Raw genomic sequence first — 21,018 nt, forward strand, 5'->3', positions numbered from 1 at the left:
CAAATACAAAATAATTCAAATCTTGTAGTATTTTTAAGTGAAGACGACATTATCTAGGAGGGTTTAGAATGATAGACTCCAATTACTTGTTGACGGATGAGCAAATGTTACACTTTATAACGAAAGGCTATCTTGTTCTTCAGAACGAATTACCTAATCAGCTTCATCAAAGCATTATGAACCAGATTAATCATGTGATGCACAATGAGGGAAATCCAGGAAACAACATTCTGCCACGCGTCCCAGACATTCAACAACTGTTCGATACGCCGACCGTCAAGGGCGCTTTAAGCAGTGTACTAGGTCCTGATTATTACATGCATCCTCATCGCCACTGTCATTACAATCAACCTGGAAATGAAACTCCTGGGGGCGGACAATGGCACAAAGATGGCTATTGGTCTTCTATGCGGAGCCACCGTCCGTGGTGGGCAATGATGTTCTACTACACCCACGATATAACAGAAGATTTAGGCCCTACTGCGATCATGCCAGGAACGCAATATTACGAAAAATTTATCGACGCGCAGGGTGAAACTCTGTTACCTACAGGTAAAGCAGGTACTATGGTGCTCGTGCATTTTGACTTATGGCATAGAGCATCGCTTAATGTATCACAATTAGATCGATATATGCTTAAGTTTCAATTCCTTAGATTGCGTGCACCGGAGTTTCCAACCTGGAATCATCAAAACAAGCAGATGATTGTACCGGAAGGAACACCGGCTATCCACTTAAATTTATGGCAGGACGTCTGGGATTGGCTTCGCGGTGAACGAATAATAAAGCAAGATAACAACAGTACCACCGAGAAGGGATTGTTGTCATTACAGCAAAACCTTACGTCTGAAGACCCTACCATTCGTGGAAGAGCCGCTGACGAATTGGGCCAGTTAGGAGCAGCAGCTTCTTCTTGCGCTTCTTCGCTAGGTATTCTATTAAATGATCCGGTCGAAACCACAGCTTTAAATGCAAGCTATGCGCTTGGACACCTTGAAACACAAGGTATTCATACCTTAATCAGTCATCTCACAGAAGGCTCAACCCTTATTGCGGAACGAGCAGCATATGGCTTGCAAGCAGCTGGTATTGAGGCAATTCCTGATCTGCTCCGTGTTATGAAGCATGAAGATGAAAAGCGCAGGGCATTAGCAGCATTCGTACTTGGGATGATTGGATCTTCCACAGGTGAAGCTATATCCGCACTAATCTCAAGTTTACAAGATGAAAGCGAATGGGTTCGCCGAAATGCGGTCGAAGCACTAGGTATGATTAAAAATGCTGATGAATCCATTGTTTCGGCGTTAGCTAAAGTTCTGAAGGATTCCTTAAGAAGTGAGACTGACGATACTTCAGATTCGAGTATTCAAGCATCGAGAACGTCTTATGTGGGCTCTCAGCGTTACATTACGAATAAGATTGGATATACTGCGGCACTGTCACTACTTCGTACCGGTCATCTTGGAGATGTAAGTGAAGCTGTCAATTCTTTGGCAGAAGCTCTTTATAGCAAGGACCGTTACGTCAGAGCTTATGCAGCGGAAGCACTCACCCATCTGCGTACAGCGGAAGCCGTAGATATCTTAATCCGCTATTACCGCTCTTCTCGCTGGTGTCCAGATACGAGCAAAGTTAGTACATTCTAGACAAAAAAGTAAAATAAACACAAGAGCAAGAACAGCATTTAGCTTTTCTTGCTCTTGTGTTACCCTATATATCTGGTTCTATAATAAGACCACTACGAATCTTACATTACTAATCCGTATGAAACACTTCCTCCATCGACGCCCACCATTCGCCAGCTTGGCGCGACTCCAGCGGTTCTTGACATGGCTCACACAACTTCCACCATTCTTGCGTGGTTGGATCCTGTGCCATTCTCGCCATATCTTGTTCGTAATCTTCGCCAATATATTCGAAATAGCTAAAGAGGTAGCCATCCTTATAATAAATAGAATAATTACGAATGTTACATGTATGGATCATGTTGAGAACGTCTGGCCATGCATCGGCATGCAGGTTTTTATATTCATCCAGCTTCTCAGGCTTGACTCTAATTACACTACCATTACGTAACATATCCGCACCTCCTATCTATGTAAGCTTACTATTGTTAGCGAATCCGATATTCTTCAAAATAACGTGGAAGAATGGTTGTCGAAGCGCCAGGCATTTGCGGCAACACATAGTGCCCATTCTTCACTGTAGCTGGTTCTTCAAAGATATGTCTGATCCATGGGATATACTCAAGCATAATGGCATTTTGCGTAGAAGCTACGAGATGCTGATGGATTTGGCCCATATCACCAACGTGCGGACAAATCGGCACATCATAAGCTGCCGCTAAGCCTGCCACTTGCAGCCATTCTGTAATACCGCCAACACGGGTAACGTCCACTTGGCAATATTCGATTGCACCTTGATGAATATAATCTCGGAAGGCATATTTATTATACACGTGCTCCCCTAGTGCGATCGGAACATTCAGTTCATCAGCTAGCTTCTTATGCCCCATAATATCATCTGGGTTAAGTGGTTCCTCCAACCAGAATAGATCGAATTCTTCCAGCTTCTTGCCCCACGTCATTGCCGTATTGATATTCCATTGTTGGTTAACGTCAATCATGAAAATCACATCGTCGCCGATCGCCTTACGAACCGCCTTACAACGATCGTAATCCTCGCGTGGATCGGGCTTTCCTACTTTAATTTTGACACCGGTAAAGCCTTGTTCAACAATCTCCGTTACATCCTTAAGCAAACGGTCCTTGGACCAATTCAACCAGCCACCGTTGGTATTGTAGGCTTTAATTGGTTGAGATGTAGCTCCCCCAAGGTACTGCCAAAGTGGCTTATTCGATGCTTTCGCCATAATATCCCAAATGGCAATATCCACAGCTGCAAGCGCCATATGCGTCACGCCGGATCGGCCAATCCAATGCATTTTACCAAAACGCATGTCATTCCATAATTCCCTTACCATAAACGGGTCTTTTCCTATCAAAAGAGGTGCATAATATTTATCAATGGTATCCACAATCATATCGTCGCCATGGGCACAAGTGCCTGTGTAACCGTATCCAACAAAGCCTTCATCTGTAAAAATTCGAACACCAGCTAATCCCCAGTGAGTAGCCACATTAATAGCGTCCGTAATCGGAGGGGTAATCGGTACGTGCAGAACAAAGCTTTCTACTTTTGTAATTTTCATCGTTCACATCTCCCTAATGAATGTATTAGTAACCAAGTGAAGCGCCGCCATCGACGGGTAGTGCAACACCTGTAATGAAACCGGATTGCGGACTTGCAAGAAACAGTGCTGCTTGGGCAATCTCTTCTGAGGTTGCAGGTCGACCTATAGGATGCATATCATTCAGTGCCTGAATGGTTGCATGCGGGTCAGCTTGTTCTTGAATCCACGACTGCAAGAGTGGTGTAGAAACACCGGCTGGACAAATACAATTGACCCGAATGCCATTAGACGCATAATCCAATGCGAGCGATTTCGTTAATGCGATAAGTCCGCCTTTGGTAGCAGCATACACAGGATTCATCTGTTGCCCGACCAAACCATTGAGGGAAGCCATGTTGACAATTGCCCCACGACTCGCCTTCAAATAGGGTAAGGAATGCTTCACCATCAGATAAACGCTCTTCATATTAATAGCAAAGAGACGATCCCACTCCTCTTCTTCAACATCCTCAAGAAACTTAGGCAAAATAACCGCTGCATTGTTGACAAGTATGTCTAACTGACCAAACCTGTGTAAGGTTCCTTGGATAAGTGCGCTAACATCCATTTCCTTGGAAACGTCCGCTTTCACCGCTGCCACGTGATACCCAGACGATGTCAAATCGTCCGCCAATCGAACTCCTTCTTGCTCGTTCCAATCCGCAATGACCACATTGGCACCATTTGCGGCGAACAAACGTACAATGGACTCACCAATTCCTGAGCTTCCCCCAGTAACAATCGCTGTCTTTCCTAATAGATTCATGGGTATGACACCCTCCATTTTTATTGAATGAAGCTTCTCGTCCTTAAGTGAGAATTCTGTAGATGCTTGAGCAAAGCTTCTTCCGCTATCACAGCATCTCTTATCACTAAACCTCGTACGACTAACATGTGCTCATCCCATTCGTCTTGCAATAATTGCTGTTCCATCCCCTTTTGAAAAAGAGACGAGTATCTTTGAATGCGATCAATATACATATTGATCAAGCCCTTTAGCGATTGGTTATCACAATAGTCGAGAATTAAACCATGCAAACTCTGGTTCATCTCCGCAATGACATTCATTTTTTCATTATCGTTAACGGGTTGGCTTGTCGACCATCTGCTCATTTCCTGTTCCAAATGAACCAATCGATCTTCGGGAATTTGGGAAACTGCTTTTCGAATCGCTAATGATTCCAACTCTTTGCGAATTTCGAACATTTCATCCAACTCTTGCAGAGAAATTTGTGCGACATACATGCCTTTAAAAGGCACCGTATACACCAGTTCTTCTGCCATCAAACGAGTGAGTGCTTCACGAATAGGAATGTTACTCACTTCAAGATCACGAGCTAGCTGATCGATGTTAATTTTTTCACCAGAAGGTATGTCATGGTTGATGATTTGTTCCTTCAGCAACGTATAGATTTCATCCGTTATTACAGAACGATTTAAGCTCTTTTTCAAATCCATCACCTGCTCTTTGTTTTATATCATGTATCATACATGATTTATGATTTAAAATAAAGAGGCAGTTTGTGCAGATAGGCACTCTCCTGCCATCATAGATCCTTACATTGCGTCCAATATAATCCCAGCTGTCTCCTCAATGGCTTTCTCAGTAACATCTATCACCATACATCCAAGCTGTTTATACATCCCGTACGCATATTCCAATTCTTCTACAACCCTCTCTAATGCTGAATATTTAGCGCCAAATGGCAGACCTACTGCTTTCAGCCGTTCTGTACGGATCTTAACTAGTTGATCGGCGCTCATCGTCAAGCCAACTAATTTGCTTTTGTTGTTCGTCAACAAGTTCAGCGGCGGCTTTACTTCTGGTACTAACGGATAGTTGGCAACTTTATAACCTTTGTGAGCCAAGAAAATGCTTAGTGGTGTTTTCGATGTCCTAGAAACGCCGAGAAGAACAATATGTGCTTGTTTCAAAGCACTCGTATCTTTACCATCATCACTTTTGACAGCGAACTCAATGGCTTCCACTCTTTTATAATAGTCTTCGTCCATTTGATGCAGCAATCCGGCTTTCTTTTTAGGTGAATCTTTATAGGTATCAATAAAAGCTTGCATAACAGGACCTAAGATATCTATGCTAATCACATTTAGGCGTATCGCTTCTTGTCGCATCATCTCTCTTAATTCCGGAAGAACGAGCGTGTAGACAACAAAACTTCCTATTCGCGAAGCTTCTTCCATCATATTTCGAATGTCTTCTTCCGAACGCATAGATCCGAACCGTTTTACATAAACCTGGCTAGTATTAAACTGACGAATTGTCGCTTGAACGACCGTATTCGCAGTTTCCCCAACCGAATCCGAACAAACGAATATCGTTTGAACTTTCTCTTCCATCCTTGCTTACCTCCTAATTCGTAGCTAGATCCAAAAGTAATTTGGTTATGGTTGTCTTCGTTATTCGTCCGATAATTTCTTCATGGTCAAGCACAACGTCCGTTCTCATAACAGGCAGACTGTCTATTTGATGAAAAATCATTTTACGAGCTGCATCCAGGACATGATCATTCAAGTTTATTGTCACGATGTTCGGATGTCTAGTCATCACAAGACTAATTGGCATTGTAGGAGCACCCGCATTACCTAGTGTTATTTTTAACAAATCTTTTCTTGAAACAATACCCACTAACGCCTGTTTATCACTCACAACCATCAGGGTTCCGACATTCTCCAGAAACAAAGTAACTACGGCATCATTCACCGTAGCTTTTTCCATTAGGACGATAGGTAACCCCATAACATCCTTGACCAAGATATCATCTAGCTTCTTATAAGCAACTTCCTCTCGTTCAAGTGTCGCACCGAGGAAATAACCCACCTTGGGCTTTGCGTCTAAATAACCAAGCATCACAAGTAAGGAAAGATCAGAACGAATAGTTGGACGAGCGATTCCGATCAATTCTGCAAGGCTTTCTCCTGTTATCGGAGCGTGCTTCTTAACAATTCCAATGATCTCCATTTGACGGGATGTAAGTTGTATCGTCTACCCCTCCCTAGACTTTCGTATTAAACTACTTGAGTTATTTTTATTTCACTAGGATTACCATGTAGGATGAATGCTTGTGCAGCAGCTATTCGTGCCAAAGGAATGCGGAATGGGGAACAACTCACATAGTCTAGTCCCGTCAAATGACAAAAGAAAATCGATTCTTTATCACCGCCATGCTCACCGCAAATTCCTGTTTTGAGAGAAGGCTTTATGGAACGCCCTCCATTCACGGCTATCTCAATTAATTGTCCGACCCCTTCTGTATCTAATACCTGAAAAGGGTTATGTGGAAGAAGTTTGCGATCGACATAATGAGTTAGAAATTTCCCTTCCGCATCATCACGACTGTACCCATATGTCATCTGTGTCAAGTCATTAGTGCCAAAGGAGAAAAAATCCGCATACGCCACAATTTGACGAGCAGTAAGCGCGGCACGTGGTACCTCGATCATCGTCCCTACCTTGTAGGGGCATTCTCTAAATTTGTCATTTCCCAACACCTGTTCGGCAACGAAATCAACAAGCTCTCTTAATACTTTAAGTTCATTCACATGGCCAACCAGCGGAATCATAATCTCAGGAATAACTCGAATCCCTTTGTTCATACACTTAGAAGCCGCACGGAAAATAGCCTCAATCTGCATATCATAAATCTCTGGAAATACAATGCCCAGTCTGCATCCACGCTGTCCGAGCATGGGGTTCGTCTCATGGAGCGCTTGTACCTTACGCAGAAGATCAGCAGTTTCTTCCCGTTCCGAATCGGTCCCATCTAACTCATAGGTCAACTGTATATGTCTTTTTTGTAGATCCTCGAGGTTTGGCAAAAACTCATGCAAAGGCGGATCCAGCAATCTGATCGTTACTGGAAGACCGTTCATTTCTTCGAACATGCCTTCAAAATCGGATTGCTGCATGGGAAGCAGCTGCGCAAGCGCCTGCATTCTTTTCTCCTTCGTATCCGCTAGGATCATTTGTTGAACGACAGGCAAGCGAGTAGGAGAGAAAAACATATGCTCTGTTCGGCATAATCCGATTCCCTGAGCACCTAATAACCTGGCGATTTTGGCATCTTCGGGATTGTCTGCATTGGCGTAAACTTTCAGTGTTCGAATTTCATCCGCCCAATTGAGTATAATGAGAAGCTCATCCGTCATTTTGGCTTCTCGTAAGGGCATGGCACCTAGAATGACACGCCCGGTTGCACCATCGAGTGTAATCCAATCTCCTTCTTCCATGATCCTGCCTCCAGCCGTCATCTGCTTATCATCTAGCATGATTCGGACTTCTTCACAGCCGCATACGCATGGCTTCCCCATTCCTCTTGCTACTACAGCTGCATGGCTTGTCATCCCGCCACGGCTTGTAAGAATGCCTTCCGAGGCAATCACGCCATGGATATCTTCAGGAGTCGTTTCATTTCTTGCCAGAATGACTGTCTTACCAGCACGGTTCCACTCTGCCGCAGTGTCAGCATCAAATACAAGCTGTCCAACCGCAGCACCCGGTGAAGCTGGAAGTCCTTTTGCCAGTACATCCTTAATGGCCTCTTCATCAATTCCTCTGTGCAAGAGCTGATCAAGATGAGACACTTCTATACGTCCAATTGCTTCCTGCTTTGACAATAATCCTTCATGGACCAAATCGACCGCAATTTTCAGAGCAGCTTGGGCATTTCTCTTCCCATTACGTGTTTGCAGCAAGTAAAGCTTATTATTTTCAACCGTAAATTCGATATCCTGCATGTCTTTGTAATGCTTCTCAAGCTGCTTGGAAGCCGCAAATAATTGCTCGTAAATCTCCGGCATCTCTTCCTTCAAAGCAGCTATCGCAAGCGGAGTCCTTATACCTGCTACAACATCTTCGCCCTGCGCATTAATGAGATATTCACCGAAAAATGTATTCTCACCTGTAGATGGATTTCTTGTAAAAACAACGCCTGTGCCACAATTCCCTCCCTTATTACCAAAAACCATACTTTGAATATTGACTGCTGTCCCTTGATCATCTGGAATCCGATTTATTTTACGGTAAATTTGAGCCCGTGGGTTGTTCCATGACTTGAACACAGCCTCTATCGCCATTCTCAATTGCTCATAGACATCCTGCGGGAAAGCACGACCCGTTTTGGCCACAATACACTTCTTGTAATCCTCAACGAGAAGCTTCCAACCGACGGCCGACATATCTTGATCATGCTCTGCACCTTCTTCCTCTTTCAAGCGATGCAATAGCTGTTCGAAATGGTAGGATTCAATGCCCAGAACCACGTTTCCAAACATCTGCATCAAGCGACGGTAGCAATCGTATGCAAATGTTTCATTACTTGTAAGAGCTGCCAGGCCTTGTACGGTGAGATCATTAAGTCCAAGATTTAATATGGTATCCATCATACCTGGCATCGAACTTACAGAACCCGATCGCACAGAAACCAAAAGGGGGTTTGTAGCCTCCCCGAACAGTTGTCCTTTTTGTTTCTCAAGCTCTTTGAGCGCTGCTGAAATCTGATCAAGCAACTCATCTGAGATCTTATTTCCCACCTTAAAAAAAGTTAAACAAGCTTCTGTCGTAATCGTAAATCCCGGAGGAACAGGAAGGCCAGCACGTGTCATCTCTGCCAAATTGGCCCCTTTTCCTCCTAGTAACGTTTTCATTGAAGCGTCTCCCTCTTGGAACAGCAGCACTTGTTTCTGAGTCTTCATTTGTTAGCCTCCTTATTTTTTTCGATACACGTCATATTCTTACACAAGCCATAGAATTTTTTATACCCATCAGTTGGTAACGTAGCAATCACTTCATTACACGATTTGCAGATCAGGATACCCAAATCAAAACGGTGAATAGCCGCTAATTCTACATGGTTTGTGTTAGACATCTCGTTTCCCCCTTTGGTTGCGTCCTGTTCTCGCGAGAGATAAAGGATACTAAATCGATGACTCGGTTTGCATAACCCCATTCATTGTCATACCAAGCAAGCAACTTGATTTGGTCTTCCTGCACCATAATGCTGAGTCCGTCGATAACCGCAGATTTCTCATTTCCTATATAATCTACAGATACGAGCGGCAATTCATTGTAGTCGACATAGGATCCAATTTGACCTTCAATCGCTTGTTTAATCGCAAGTTTAACTTCATCCACTTTTACATCACGGCCGACTACAACTTGAAGGTCCAAAAGTGAAACGTCCTGTGTCGGCACACGAAGGGAAACGCCTTGTATGTGGGATGCCAGATGAGGAATGACATCCACAAGTGCTTTCCCTACTCCGCTTGAAGTAGGAATAATAGAATTCGTACAAGCTCGGGCCCTACGAAGGTCTTTATGGGGGTTATCCATATGATTTTGATCATTCGTATAAGCGTGCACCGTTGTCATCCAACCTTGCTTGATCCGAAAAGCTTCATCCAGAATATGTAGTATGGGTGCGATACAATTCGTTGTACAAGAAGCTGCAGAGATTAACCTATGCTCTTTCGGATTATATCTTTCTTCATTCACGCCCATGACAACTGTCAGATCCATGTTCGTTCCAGGTGCAGTTATGACTACCCTTTTTGCTCCAGCAAATATGTGCCGTTCAGCACCATGCCTGTGATTGAACTTTCCAGTTGCATCTACAACCAATTCAACACCATATTCCCTCCATGGCAGTAAATCAGGTTCGTATTCACAGGTAACGAAAATCTGTTCACCGTTAATTGCGATTAAATTGTCATTTAGAACCTCAATATTCGCTCCCCAAGTGCCATGAACCGAGTCATACTTCAACAGATGCGCAAGCACATCAATGGGGCTGGTAGAATTGATTACTAATACCTCATAATCCAGCTGCTTTTCTGTGAATGCTTTGCGAATACAAAGCCTTCCGATTCTACCTGTTCCACTTATGCCCACTCTCAACTCTAAGCCCCCCAATCTCAATCCATTATTTAGTGTGTCATAAATATAACATCTTATTATTAATGACACAATATATAATTTAACTATTTATATATAACGTATTATATAGATATCCATAGGTCAATACCACTATATAATGTATCACATTAAAGAAATACAAAAAGACGCAGTAGTCCTGCGTCATCTTATTTCGTCCATCCACTTCCGCAAGGTCTCTTGCTCATAGACGACACTCGCTATCCAGCCCTTCCTTTCATGCTAACTTTTCCTACTGTCGAGCATCCCCCCTCACGCTCAACGCTCCTTTTCTTAGAATAAGGCGCTTTCTTTCTTGATTCGTTTCACAGATTCATTGGTAAACACAATAATGAGGAAGCAAAGGACGGACTGATATAAGCCTACAGCCGCAGCCATGCCGAATTCCTGCAAATCAAGGAGTGCCCGAAAGGAGAACGTGTCGATGATATCGGTTTTATCATATAAGAGTCCATTATCGCCGATCAGCTGGTAGAACAAGCCGAAGTCCCCTCTTGCGATTTGACTGACCTTCAGCAGCAGCAGAACAATCATGGTCGGAATGATGGATGGGATCGTAATATGGACAATCCGCTGAAGCACATTCGCTCCATCAATTTTGGACGCTTCGTACATTTCCGAGTCAATGCCTGCAATACTCGCAAGGTAGATAACGGTTCCATACCCTACCGACTTCCATGCGCTAAAAAAGACAAGAATATAAGGCCACAAACTCGGATTATTATAAAAGTTTACAGGGTTGAAGCCTAACGACTTCAAGAACGTATTCACCGCGCCGAACTCATAATTGAGAAAATTATAGACAATAGCTCCCGCTACAACCCACGAGATGAAATAAGGCAAAAAGATGACCGACTGCAAAAATTTCTTGACGTATTTACCTGCCAACTCGAATAATACAATCGCAATGCTCATTTCGAGCAGGTTATTCACAATCATGAATAAGAAGTTGTACACGACCGTATTTTTCGTTACAAGAAAAGCTTTCCCTGAATTGAAAAAGAATTCAAAATTAGCGAAACCAACCCATGGACTTCCAAAAATACCATCCTTATAGGAATAAGACTTAAAGGCAACGACCATTCCCGCCATGGGGAAATAACAGAAGATCAGAAAAAATAAAAACGCTGGTAAAATCATCAGATATAGTGTGCGATTCCTTCGCAAATCGCCTAGAAAACCTTTCGTATGCATACGGTTGTCCTCCTATGGAATAAAAAAGAGAGAGACTGTTGCTTGATGACCGCAGCCTCTCTCATCCTTTCACCAACGTTATTTATTATTCTTTACATAGTCGTCCAGCTGTTTCTGTGCTTCTGTGATCACTTTATCTAGACCCGCTTCTTTATCTTTGGTGTTGAGCGTCTTTACAGCATCTGCTGGATCATTCACGACACCGAGCGTAATCGGATTCCGATATTGATCCTTGACGTTTTTGATCGCTGCCAATTCATTCTTCACATTCGTTGTATCAAACACAAAGTTGAGCAGCGGATTCGTAATCGCGGTTTTCGTCCATGCAGCCTTAATGGCTGCAACTTCCTTCGGTTCGTCCGCAAGCGGTTTAATCAATCCTTCTGTTCGCCAGCCCCAAGGCGAACCGGAGTCGATCTTGTAACCGGAATCCGTTCCGCCTAGCGCCTGTATTTTTTTGTCCGCCGTTAGCTCGTAATGCTTGCCCTTAATGCCATAAGTCGTCAGGTTAAAATAGTCCTCGTTGTTCCGGAACAAATCGAGCAGCATCAACGCTCTCTCTGGGTTTTTGGAGTTGGCATTGATCGACATTCCATTTCCAATATACGGATTCACATAGGTTGCCTTGCCGTTGTATAGATCAAACAGCTCAACTTTCCATTCTGGATGTTTCTGATTCGCTGCCGTTACACCGAGACTCATATCCTGAATGTTTCCGGCCATCGCAGCACTTTTGCCAGCAAGAAACGAATCTTTGATTGGCGTCTTATTCAGCAGAGCATTCTGGGACCAGTAGCCTTTTTTATTCCAATCGGCCATTTTCTTCGCAAATTCCAAATATTGCGGCGTTTGCGCGATATCAATCAATTTGCCAGACTTATCTTTTAAGTCCACAGAAACGAGCGAATTACCAATAATGAGCTTAGGTGTTAATTCAGTTCCAACCATGAAGTCGTACATCGTATAAGCATTAATGCCTTCATCGAAAGGCACCATGTTCGGTTCATTTTTGGAAATGGCTTCAAGGTACTTCTCAAAATCATTGATCGTTTTCAACTCAGGGATGTTGTACTTCGCTCTCAAATCGCCTCTGACACCGACAACGGCCATAGAGAAATCTTTGGTCGAGGCAGGAACCATATAAATTTTATTCTGTACCTTCGCCTGCTCCCAGGCTTCTTTCGGCATTTCCTTCATCGTCTGCGGTGCATTTCTATTTAACAGATTCGGCGTAAGCTCAAGGAATGCCCCCTTAACTGCTTGCTCGCCATATTTGATCCAGTTTGCTGAGAAAACCAAATCGAAATCTTCACCTGTAGCGAACAGAAGAGGATACTTCTGCAGATAATCTCCCCAAGAGAGGAAAATAGGCTCGACAGTTGCATTAATATCACGTTTTAGCATCTTATTGACTTCGTCATAGACTAGCCCGATGTCCTTGGGCTGATCCCCGATCAGGTACATTTTCAACTTCACTTCTTTAGAAATGTCCGGTTTGTTCGATGCTGCTGCCGTATTCGAGCCTGCCGTTGGATTAGGTGATGCCGTTCCTTGGCTTGAGTTTGTCGAACATCCTACCATAAGCATGACTGCCGCTAAGCTGACTGTCATCAGTGTCTTTACATATTTCATCGATAAATCCTCCCCTTTAGTGATTCACTCATCTATGATCAACGGCCGCAGCCGGCGTCATCCTTTGACGGAGCCTATCGTAATACCTTGAACGAAATACTTTTGAACAAAAGGATACAGAAGAACGATCGGTCCTGTTGCGATGACTGTCATGGCGAGCTTAAACGATTCTTTCGGCGTATCCATGACGACAGAGCCTTGCGAAGCCACGGATGAGTTGGCAAAGGCGATACTGCTCAAGATTCTATAGAGAAAATACTGCAGCGGGTACAGATTTTCTTTGTTGATGAACAAGGTTGCATGATACCAATCGTTCCAATAATTAAGCCCGATGAACAAGCCAATCGTAGCCAGAGCCGGCTTAGTCAGCGGAAGTATCATGGAGAAGAAGATACGGAAATCGCCAGCACCATCGATCTTGGCCGATTCGCTAATGGCATCTGGAATCGTCGAGCTAATGAAGCTTCTCATGATAATGATATAAAACACGTTTAATAAGGCAGGTACAACTAAGGCCAATAGCGAATCCTTCCATCCTAAATACTTGACGATCATAATGTACCATGGCACAAGTCCACCTGAAAATAAGGTAGTAAAGAAGAAATAGAAAGCGAATACATTTCGGTACTTGAAATCTTTTCGCTGCAGCACATAAGCTGTCATCGCTGTTAGGAACAACCCGACTAATGTACCGACGATTGTAACGATTAACGTAATTTGATAGGCGGATACGATCTGCTTCGGATTTTTAAAAATAAATGCGTAGGCATCGAATGAAAGCTTGTTAGGAATGAGGCTATATCCTTTTCTAATAATTTGGGATTCCTCCGTGAATGAGCCTATGACGATCATTAGGAATGGAATCAAACACATGACTGCGAACAGTGATATGAAGAAATAGCCGATGATTTGGAACACATATTTCTCTACAGAATGCTTACTCTCCATGCAGCCCTCCATCAATTCGCTTTGTTTAGGACAACCGGTTTCCTAATTCCATAGTAGACTACGATCAAGTCCCCCGTATACTTCACAAACCGGTGAAAAGTCTCCATTTTTTTGTGAAATGCAACTAAACGAATTTGTTCAGCCTTACACTTTTTGTACGTGCTCTTACCTGTTTACTAAATATTCATTATAATAATGGCAACGATCCCGAATAACGAAGGAGCATGGACATTACGATGAAACTCACAGCGGCTCGCACATCCAATAAGCTTTACGCCAACATCTTTCTTTCGCTCATCGTTTGCATCATCCTCACCATCGTAACCTTGTCCTCTGCACTCTACACGAGCTTCGAGAAGATCGCCTTATCGAACATCTATGCTTCGGAGAAAAGCAGCTTGTCCCAGACGAGCTACAGCGCCAAATCGATGATTGAAAATTCGACTAACTACGCGCTGCAAATATACGCCGATCCGCTGCTCGATAAGCTCCTTCACTATACATCCCCAGGTAATGTGGAAACGAATGCCGCTTTAAATCGCTTAAATGCTTATTTGAATATGAACTATTTCATCCATTCCATTTATCTGTACAGCAAAAACTCCAAAACGGTTTACTCTGCCACCTTGTCCTCCGTCAATACCGTTCAGAGCCTCGATGATTTCTACGATGCCGACGCGCGCATGTTGGTGGAGCATTTCACAAATTACAAACGGTTAGCCCCTATTCCCCGGGCAATACCGGTTCAAACCCCTTTTCAGGAAGTCAAAATGGCCAATGTGTATACGTTCGTCTTCTATGATCTGCAAGGCCAGTCCAAGGACCTCGACAATATGATTATGCTTAATGTACCCGAGCGATGGATGAAGGACGCCATTACAAGCCTTGATATGAACAAAAATGGGTCAACGTTTATCATTGATAGCAAAGGCACCCTGGTAACCAGTACCGATTCAATGCCTTTCCTGGCAGATCTGAAGGATAAGCCTTATGTACAAAAAATAATGACTGCTTCCGCCAATCAAGCTTCCGATTATTTTGTCGATGATGTAGAGGGTGTAAAATCGTTAGTTGTGTATTCCAAACATGAATTTACCAACTGGCTTTTCATCCGGGTATTGCCTTATGACACCATTATGGGGAAAGTTGAAACGATCAAGAAAACCGTTCTTTGGATCTGTTTAGTCATTCTTTTAGTCGGACTGAGCATTTCCTTCTTCTTATCCAGAACGCTATACAAGCCGATTGAGAAAGTCACATCCAAATTAAATACATTGTTGAAGGAAAAACGCAATAATCACGATAAGTTAAAGCAAAATTTCTTGCGTCAGCTTGTTCATAATAGCGGGTTTAGGAAACCACTAGATATCGAAACCCAACTCAGTGAGTTCGATATCGCGATGGATCCGACAAGTGATTTTATCATTGTTCTTTTCGTGATCGACCGATTCGATTCATTTTCCAAGCAATATCACTTTGAAGACCGCGTGCTGCTCAAATACGGCATGATGAACATCGCTTCTGAACTGTTTTCACAAATCGGCATCTGCGAGTGCATTGATATCGATGAGAAGACCATTGCGGTTCTTCTGAATGGCAGCTTCCAAAGTGATCACGCATGGATGAATACCGTAAAAAACGTGCAAGACGCTGCCGAGCAATTCCTCGGTATCTCGCTGTCCGCCTCCATTAGCAGAACGGGCGATAGCCTAATTGAGATATCAGACTTATATCTAGAAGCCCTGCAACAGTTGAAATACAAATTTACCGACGGTTATCGCTGTATGTTGCATAGCCATCAGCATCGTCCGCAAGCGCTCACGCCGTACATCCATCCCGCTGGACTTGAAAACAACATGTTGGAGACGCTTAAGCTTGGCAAAGCGGAAGAATCTAAGAAATGGTTCGGTGAGATTGTACGTGCCGTCGACCCGCCATCCTATATCGTGTATAACATGTTATTTAATCAGTTGGCTTTCTCGCTCAGTACGACGGCACTCCAAATGGATAAGAATACGGGTATCCCCATGGATTACGATTTCAGTTCCTTTATCCATCACATGCATAAGCTGGAGACGCTTCAAGATGTTCACAATCATTTCTGCGAATTGATCGATCAGCTTTGTCTAGGCTTCAAAGACAAGAAAAGCTCAAAACACGATAACCTAATCGCATCCATTGATAACATCATTCATCAGAATTACGCCGACCGGGAATTATCCTTATTTAAAATTGCGGAGATCCTCGACTTATCTCCTGCCTATCTGGGGCGCATTTTCAAAAAGCTCGCCAACCAGTCGATTCCCGATTATTTGAACGAATTCCGAATAGAGCGAGCAAAGGAACTTCTTCTCTCCACGCATGCTCCCATTGAGGAAATCTCGCAGAAGACCGGTTATAATAACAGCACCTATTTCTATAAAGTTTTCAAAAAATATACAGGTATTACGCCAGCCGAATATCGAAATAACGGAAATTAACACAAGAAGGCTTACGCAAGCATGATGCAAGCGTAAGCCTTCTTGTGTTCTATAACCATTAAGCCATCGAATGAAGCCCGGATAGTTTCACTTCGCCCAAGAGCGGACTGTGCTGAACGAAGAGATCGATTTCACGAGCGATAAAGCTGCCAAGCCGATGCAGGCCGTTGTTGGTCGCTCCAGCAATGTGCGGGATCAGTGTAACATTAGGCAGCGAACGGAACGGATGTTGGACGTCTGGCGGTTCAGGCTGCGTGACGTCAAGGCAGGCCCATAGCCTTCCTTGACGCAATTCCGCGACCAGCGCTTCCTCATCAATGAGCGACCCCCTTGCCGTATTAATGAGGATCGCATCGTCCTTCATCAGCCGGAGTGTCCTTTCGTTCATCAAATGATTCGTTTCTGGAATCGAAGGCGCATGGATCGAGACGACATCGGCTTGTTGAAGCAGTTGGTCCAACTCCACTTTGACCGCTCCCATCTCTTGGATCTGACTAGCGGATAAGAATGGATCATACACCAACACTTGCACTTCGAACTGCTGCAGCAAGTGAATGTAATATCTACCAGACAAACCTGCGCCGATGACACCGACAGTTATTTCGTACAGTTCTCTCACCAGCTCACGCTGCTTATTCCATTCGCCATCCCGCGTGTTGCGGGCAAGCTGCCAGATGTTTTTCAACGATACGATAGTCAGGCCAAGCGTCGTTTCCGCCACTCCGCGCGCCAAAGCTTGGTTCGCGCTGCTGACGCGAATCCCGCGCGAGATGACATCCAGGCTCATCAGTGGCTTGACCGTGCCGGCCGCATGAGCGATCAGCTTCAGATCCGGACAGCGGTCGAGGATGGCAGCCTCGAAAGGCGGACAGTCCCATGAAGTGATGGCGATATCCGCTCCCTCGATCAGCTCCGCGACTTCTTCCGGCGTAGGCGGACCTTTACGGGAATTGATACTTAAAGTGCCATGACGCTGAATTTGCTTCACATGTTCAGGCTTAAAAATACGCTCCGTATAGGCGACATCCTGAAGCATGACAATCTTGAGCGGTTTCATCCGTTACTCGCCTTCCTTCATCAACCATTGATCAAGGAACCGGTAGGCTAACATCCGTAGCTCCTTTGGAAAATCATGTCCGCCCGTCCCCATATAGGACTGAAAGCAGTCTTCTTTGCCCAACCATCGGTAAAGCTTCGAAAGCTCCAGCTTCCCTTCCCCAACCGATTTCCAATGCGGAAATATATGATCGTCCTGTCCCGCGTAGCTGAAAAACGGCGTCGGGGCGCACAAAGCCACAATCTCGTGAAATTCAAAGGGAATCCGATCCTGCTGCAAATCCGCAGAAACTTTCGGGATATGCGTGTAAGGATAAGACCGAAAGCCCCAATGCTCCGGATGCGGATCGCCAGTAAACGGACTGAACCCGCAGCTGGATACAACTGCTTTAATCCGATCATCTATACCTGCCAGAAAATAAGCGTTATAAGCGCCAAACGAATGTCCGATCGCTCCGATAGCGCGCGGATTCACATAATCCAACGCGCATAGTACATCAATGCCTTGCATGTGATCTGTTATATTCTTGGCTACTGTTGACCACTCCGGATACTCTTCATAAAAAGGAGTACTATCAAATGCCGCTCTGCTCGGATAAATCCGTTCACCGGCTGTCAGTGCATCGGGGACCAGCACCACATAGCCGCGCTCCACCAATTCGAGAGCATACAAGCGATTTTTCCCGCCAGTAGAAAGGGCAATAAATTCTTTCCCTTGCTCATGTGTCGAATGGAGCGCAAGAACAGCCGGGTATCCCTCTTTCATCGAACGATTGGATCCATGGTCATCTGGAATAAGCAGGTACGCGGTAATTTTATCCCCATAAACCGTATCATATTCGACATGAAGCCTAGTATGGCTTGATTGCTTGCTCTGGGAATTGACTTGCACTCGGACAGGTACCCTGGCAGGCAGTTCACCAATGTACGAAAGCCAGGTTCGACGAATGCCAGACAGTTTTTCTGCCCATTGTTCATCACTCGCAATTCCATTCAACAGCGGTGGAATGCCCATTTGGTTCATTTGGGATAAGATATAGGCCAAAATTGAATCCCTTCTTTCTTTCAAAATGGAATATAACACAGGACGACTGGTTACCTAATTTCATAGTAGTCGAACCGCCATTCTCCCGTATACTTCACAATTTGTAGAAAGAACTGAAGTTTTTCATGTAAAATACTATACTAATCTGTTCAACTGTCCACTTTTTACTTCAAAAAGGTCTCCACAGCTTAATTCATGGAAAGATTGAGCTGTTTCCCCGCTTTATGCAGCGCATGCAGCGCGAAATCAAGATCTTCCCGTGTATGCTGAGCCGTGACAATGAAACGCACGCGACCTTTGTCCATGGCTACCGTCGGATAGACGATTCCTTGGGCATAGACACCTTCTTGCAGGAGCAAATCAGAAAACTGCATCGTCTTTGCCGGATTCCCCACGATAACAGGAATAATTGGCGTCTCGCTTGCTCCTGTGTCGAAGCCGAGTGCTTGCACCTTCGAGCGGAAATAGGCAGCGTTCTCCCAAAGCTTAGCGATGAGATCGCTGCTTTGTTGCAATACTTGAATGGCCGAGAGACAAGTAGCTGCTACCGCCGGTGTTTGAGATGTACTGAACAAGAAAGGACGCGCTTTATGGATCAGGTAGTCTTTGACCACTTGCTCACAAGCTACGTATCCCCCAACAGCACCAACCGCCTTCGAAAGGGTGCCGATCTGAATGTGCACGCGACCGTGTAAACCAAAATGATCCGTCGATCCCTTACCGTTCTTACCAAGTACACCGCTCGCATGGGCATCGTCTACATAGACAAAGGCATCATATTTCTCAGCAAGTGCCACAATAGTTGGCAGCGGGGCGATATCTCCATCCATGCTAAAAACGCCGTCCGTCACAACAATACGCTTCTGAAATCCAGCACTCTCTTTTAACGCTGCTTCCAATTGATCCATGTCTTTATGGGCAAATACTTTCCGCTGCGCTTTCGTTAACCGAATCCCGTCAATAATGCTGGCGTGATTTAACTCGTCACTAATTACGACATCATCAGGTCCAAGCAGCGAAGCTAGAACACCTTGGTTCGCCGTAAAGCCGGATTGAAATACAAGCGCCGCTTCGGTTCCCTTAAATTTGGCAAGCTCATGTTCAAGTTGATCATGGATATCAAGCGTCCCCGTGATTGTTCGTACCGATCCGCTGCCAACCCCATATTTCTCAACCGCACGAATAGCTGCTTCCTTCATGTCAGGATGATCGGTAAGTCCTAAATAATTGTTAGAGGACATTTGCAGTACCGAACGCCCCTTCAATGTCATCCATGCACCAGAACCACTCTCCCATACGGTCAGTGGACGGTAACGGCCCTCCTTTTGCAATTGCTCCAGTTCTTTCTCCAATGTGTTCCAATTAGCCATGAATCGCACACTCCTTCATTAAGGGTAATTTCATTTCCGTGTCATGTAAAAAAACGATTTTACCGCATTGCCCTGATATCATCAGTTCAAAGGCTTTCTCATAATCTTGCAGTGAGAATGTGTGAGTGATAAGCGGTTTCAAATCGATTCGTTTCTGATCTAGCAAACCTTTCAACTGATACCAAGTCTGGTACATACGCCGACCGGTAATCCCTTCAATACGTAAGCCTTTGAAAATAATATGGCGTGATAAATCAAGCGGCACTTCTTGTGTAGGAATACCGAGTAAGGATACTCGTGCGGCAGAAGCCGCTGCTTCAAAACCTCCACGAATCGCATCGGGAAATCCTGACATTTCTAGAACAACTTCAGCACCTTCACCATCGGTATAGGCTCGAATAGCTGCTACCATAGATTCCTCTCGGCTATTAATGGTATAGTCAGCACCCATCTGCTTCGCAAGTGACAAGCGATACGGATTAATGTCAACAGCGATCACAACGCCTGCGCCGCTCGCTTTGGCAACGGCAACCGCCATCAACCCGATGGGCCCAGTTCCGATGACGACGACCGACTTCCCCACGATTTCTCCCGACAATACGGTCTGCACCGCATTTCCTAACGGGTCTTGCAAACAGGCCAGCTCGAACGGCATATCCGGCCTGTTGTGAATGACGTTCGATGCCTTAACGACCGCATATTCCGTAAAACAGCCTGGCGCTGTAATCCCGAAGCTAACCGTATTCGGGCAGACATGGGCGTTGCCGGTTCGGCAAGCCTTACATACACCGCATACGATATGGCCTTCTGCTGATACATGATCTCCGACTTTCACATTGGTCACTTGGCATCCTATCTCTTCGACCACGCCAGCGAATTCATGACCGAATACATTCGGTGTTACGACTGCGCTTTCCGCCCAATCATCCCATTTATAGATATGGACATCTGTCCCGCAAATCGAGGTAGCTTTTACTTTAACCAGCACTTCGTCAGGCCCACAGCGTGGTATCGGAACTTCACGTAAAACCGCACCAGGTCCACGAACCTCTTTTACAAGTCCGATCATCGTCTCTCTCATGTTGTATGCCCCCTTATTAATAAGAATAAAG

At 44.6% G+C, this 21,018-nt stretch carries 17 protein-coding genes; 2 read left to right on the forward strand and 15 right to left on the reverse strand.

What is annotated here, in order from left to right:
- Nucleotides 1–68 precede the first annotated feature (68 nt).
- The gene (locus GC096_RS00495) at nt 69–1,646 is read left to right on the forward strand and encodes a HEAT repeat domain-containing protein (protein WP_171628343.1); all 1,578 of its coding nucleotides are present in this window, start codon (nt 69–71) and stop codon (nt 1,644–1,646) included.
- Nucleotides 1,647–1,755: 109 nt separating this feature from the next.
- On the opposite strand, the gene GC096_RS00500 is transcribed toward GC096_RS00495, so the two are convergent.
- From GC096_RS00500 to GC096_RS00555, 11 genes are all read right to left on the reverse strand, one after another.
- Nucleotides 1,756–2,079, reverse strand: coding sequence for an L-rhamnose mutarotase (locus tag GC096_RS00500; RefSeq protein WP_171628344.1), 324 nt, complete (start codon nt 2,077–2,079; stop codon nt 1,756–1,758).
- A 34-nt stretch (nt 2,080–2,113) separates the two neighbouring features.
- Complete coding sequence (locus tag GC096_RS00505) at nt 2,114–3,211, reverse strand: mandelate racemase/muconate lactonizing enzyme family protein (protein ID WP_171628345.1); 1,098 nt, start codon at nt 3,209–3,211, stop codon at nt 2,114–2,116.
- A 25-nt stretch (nt 3,212–3,236) separates the two neighbouring features.
- Nucleotides 3,237–3,998, reverse strand: coding sequence for an SDR family NAD(P)-dependent oxidoreductase (locus GC096_RS00510; RefSeq protein ID WP_171628346.1), 762 nt, complete (start codon nt 3,996–3,998; stop codon nt 3,237–3,239).
- Nucleotides 3,999–4,018: 20 nt separating this feature from the next.
- On the reverse strand, nt 4,019–4,684 hold the full coding sequence (locus GC096_RS00515) for a GntR family transcriptional regulator (protein ID WP_171628347.1): 666 nt from the start codon (nt 4,682–4,684) through the stop codon (nt 4,019–4,021).
- Between the two features lie 105 nt (nt 4,685–4,789).
- Nucleotides 4,790–5,590 (reverse strand): pyruvate, water dikinase regulatory protein, encoded by an 801-nt coding sequence (locus GC096_RS00520; RefSeq protein ID WP_171628348.1) that lies wholly within the window; start codon nt 5,588–5,590, stop codon nt 4,790–4,792.
- 13 nt (nt 5,591–5,603) lie between these two features.
- Nucleotides 5,604–6,212 (reverse strand): helix-turn-helix transcriptional regulator, encoded by a 609-nt coding sequence (locus GC096_RS00525; protein ID WP_171628349.1) that lies wholly within the window; start codon nt 6,210–6,212, stop codon nt 5,604–5,606.
- A 47-nt stretch (nt 6,213–6,259) separates the two neighbouring features.
- A complete protein-coding gene (gene ppdK, locus GC096_RS00530) occupies nt 6,260–8,944 on the reverse strand; it encodes a pyruvate, phosphate dikinase (RefSeq protein WP_171628350.1) in 2,685 nt (894 codons plus the stop codon).
- A gap of 151 nt (nt 8,945–9,095) precedes the next feature.
- Nucleotides 9,096–10,145: a type I glyceraldehyde-3-phosphate dehydrogenase gene (gap, locus tag GC096_RS00540; protein WP_246302493.1), complete on the reverse strand. Its 1,050-nt coding sequence runs from the start codon at nt 10,143–10,145 to the stop codon at nt 9,096–9,098.
- 309 nt (nt 10,146–10,454) lie between these two features.
- Nucleotides 10,455–11,375, reverse strand: coding sequence for an ABC transporter permease (locus GC096_RS00545; protein WP_171628353.1), 921 nt, complete (start codon nt 11,373–11,375; stop codon nt 10,455–10,457).
- A 78-nt stretch (nt 11,376–11,453) separates the two neighbouring features.
- Nucleotides 11,454–13,007 (reverse strand): ABC transporter substrate-binding protein, encoded by a 1,554-nt coding sequence (locus GC096_RS00550; protein WP_171628354.1) that lies wholly within the window; start codon nt 13,005–13,007, stop codon nt 11,454–11,456.
- A 57-nt stretch (nt 13,008–13,064) separates the two neighbouring features.
- Nucleotides 13,065–13,955 carry a carbohydrate ABC transporter permease gene (locus GC096_RS00555; protein ID WP_171628355.1) on the reverse strand — a complete coding sequence of 297 codons (891 nt, stop codon included), beginning with the start codon at nt 13,953–13,955 and terminating at the stop codon, nt 13,065–13,067.
- Nucleotides 13,956–14,191: 236 nt separating this feature from the next.
- Here GC096_RS00555 and GC096_RS00560 point away from each other — a divergent pair, with 236 nt between their 5' ends.
- Complete coding sequence (locus GC096_RS00560; protein WP_171628356.1) at nt 14,192–16,435, forward strand: AraC family transcriptional regulator; 2,244 nt, start codon at nt 14,192–14,194, stop codon at nt 16,433–16,435.
- 58 nt (nt 16,436–16,493) lie between these two features.
- Here GC096_RS00560 and GC096_RS00565 read toward each other — a convergent pair whose 3' ends face one another.
- The 4 genes from GC096_RS00565 to tdh form a co-directional block, all read right to left on the reverse strand.
- A complete protein-coding gene (locus GC096_RS00565) occupies nt 16,494–17,492 on the reverse strand; it encodes a hydroxyacid dehydrogenase (RefSeq protein ID WP_171628357.1) in 999 nt (332 codons plus the stop codon).
- A gap of 3 nt (nt 17,493–17,495) precedes the next feature.
- Entirely contained in the window at nt 17,496–18,536 is a 1,041-nt protein-coding gene (locus GC096_RS00570; protein WP_171628358.1) for an alpha/beta hydrolase family protein, read from the reverse strand.
- Between the two features lie 188 nt (nt 18,537–18,724).
- Nucleotides 18,725–19,906 (reverse strand): glycine C-acetyltransferase, encoded by a 1,182-nt coding sequence (locus GC096_RS00575; RefSeq protein WP_171628359.1) that lies wholly within the window; start codon nt 19,904–19,906, stop codon nt 18,725–18,727.
- On the reverse strand, nt 19,899–20,987 hold the full coding sequence (gene tdh / locus GC096_RS00580) for an L-threonine 3-dehydrogenase (protein WP_171628360.1): 1,089 nt from the start codon (nt 20,985–20,987) through the stop codon (nt 19,899–19,901). Before tdh ends, GC096_RS00575 begins: the two co-directional genes overlap by 8 nt.
- Nucleotides 20,988–21,018: the final 31 nt, after the last annotated feature.

This window comes from Paenibacillus plantarum (assembly GCF_013141695.1).
GTDB classification, from domain to species: Bacteria; Bacillota; Bacilli; order Paenibacillales; family NBRC-103111; genus Paenibacillus_E; species Paenibacillus_E plantarum.

Coding starts and splice junctions, on each gene's coding strand:
- ppdK (WP_171628350.1), bottom strand. CDS start 8,944: ATGAAGACTCAGAAACAAGTGCTGCTGTTCCAAGAGGGAGACGCTTCA.
- GC096_RS00555 (WP_171628355.1), bottom strand. CDS start 13,955: ATGGAGAGTAAGCATTCTGTAGAGAAATATGTGTTCCAAATCATCGGC.
- GC096_RS00500 (WP_171628344.1), bottom strand. CDS start 2,079: ATGTTACGTAATGGTAGTGTAATTAGAGTCAAGCCTGAGAAGCTGGAT.
- GC096_RS00545 (WP_171628353.1), bottom strand. CDS start 11,375: ATGCATACGAAAGGTTTTCTAGGCGATTTGCGAAGGAATCGCACACTA.
- GC096_RS00525 (WP_171628349.1), bottom strand. CDS start 6,212: ATGGAGATCATTGGAATTGTTAAGAAGCACGCTCCGATAACAGGAGAA.
- GC096_RS00520 (WP_171628348.1), bottom strand. CDS start 5,590: ATGGAAGAGAAAGTTCAAACGATATTCGTTTGTTCGGATTCGGTTGGG.
- tdh (WP_171628360.1), bottom strand. CDS start 20,987: ATGAGAGAGACGATGATCGGACTTGTAAAAGAGGTTCGTGGACCTGGT.
- GC096_RS00565 (WP_171628357.1), bottom strand. CDS start 17,492: ATGAAACCGCTCAAGATTGTCATGCTTCAGGATGTCGCCTATACGGAG.
- GC096_RS00505 (WP_171628345.1), bottom strand. CDS start 3,211: ATGAAAATTACAAAAGTAGAAAGCTTTGTTCTGCACGTACCGATTACC.
- GC096_RS00575 (WP_171628359.1), bottom strand. CDS start 19,906: ATGGCTAATTGGAACACATTGGAGAAAGAACTGGAGCAATTGCAAAAG.
- GC096_RS00510 (WP_171628346.1), bottom strand. CDS start 3,998: ATGAATCTATTAGGAAAGACAGCGATTGTTACTGGGGGAAGCTCAGGA.
- GC096_RS00560 (WP_171628356.1), top strand. CDS start 14,192: ATGAAACTCACAGCGGCTCGCACATCCAATAAGCTTTACGCCAACATC.
- GC096_RS00495 (WP_171628343.1), top strand. CDS start 69: ATGATAGACTCCAATTACTTGTTGACGGATGAGCAAATGTTACACTTT.
- GC096_RS00550 (WP_171628354.1), bottom strand. CDS start 13,007: ATGAAATATGTAAAGACACTGATGACAGTCAGCTTAGCGGCAGTCATG.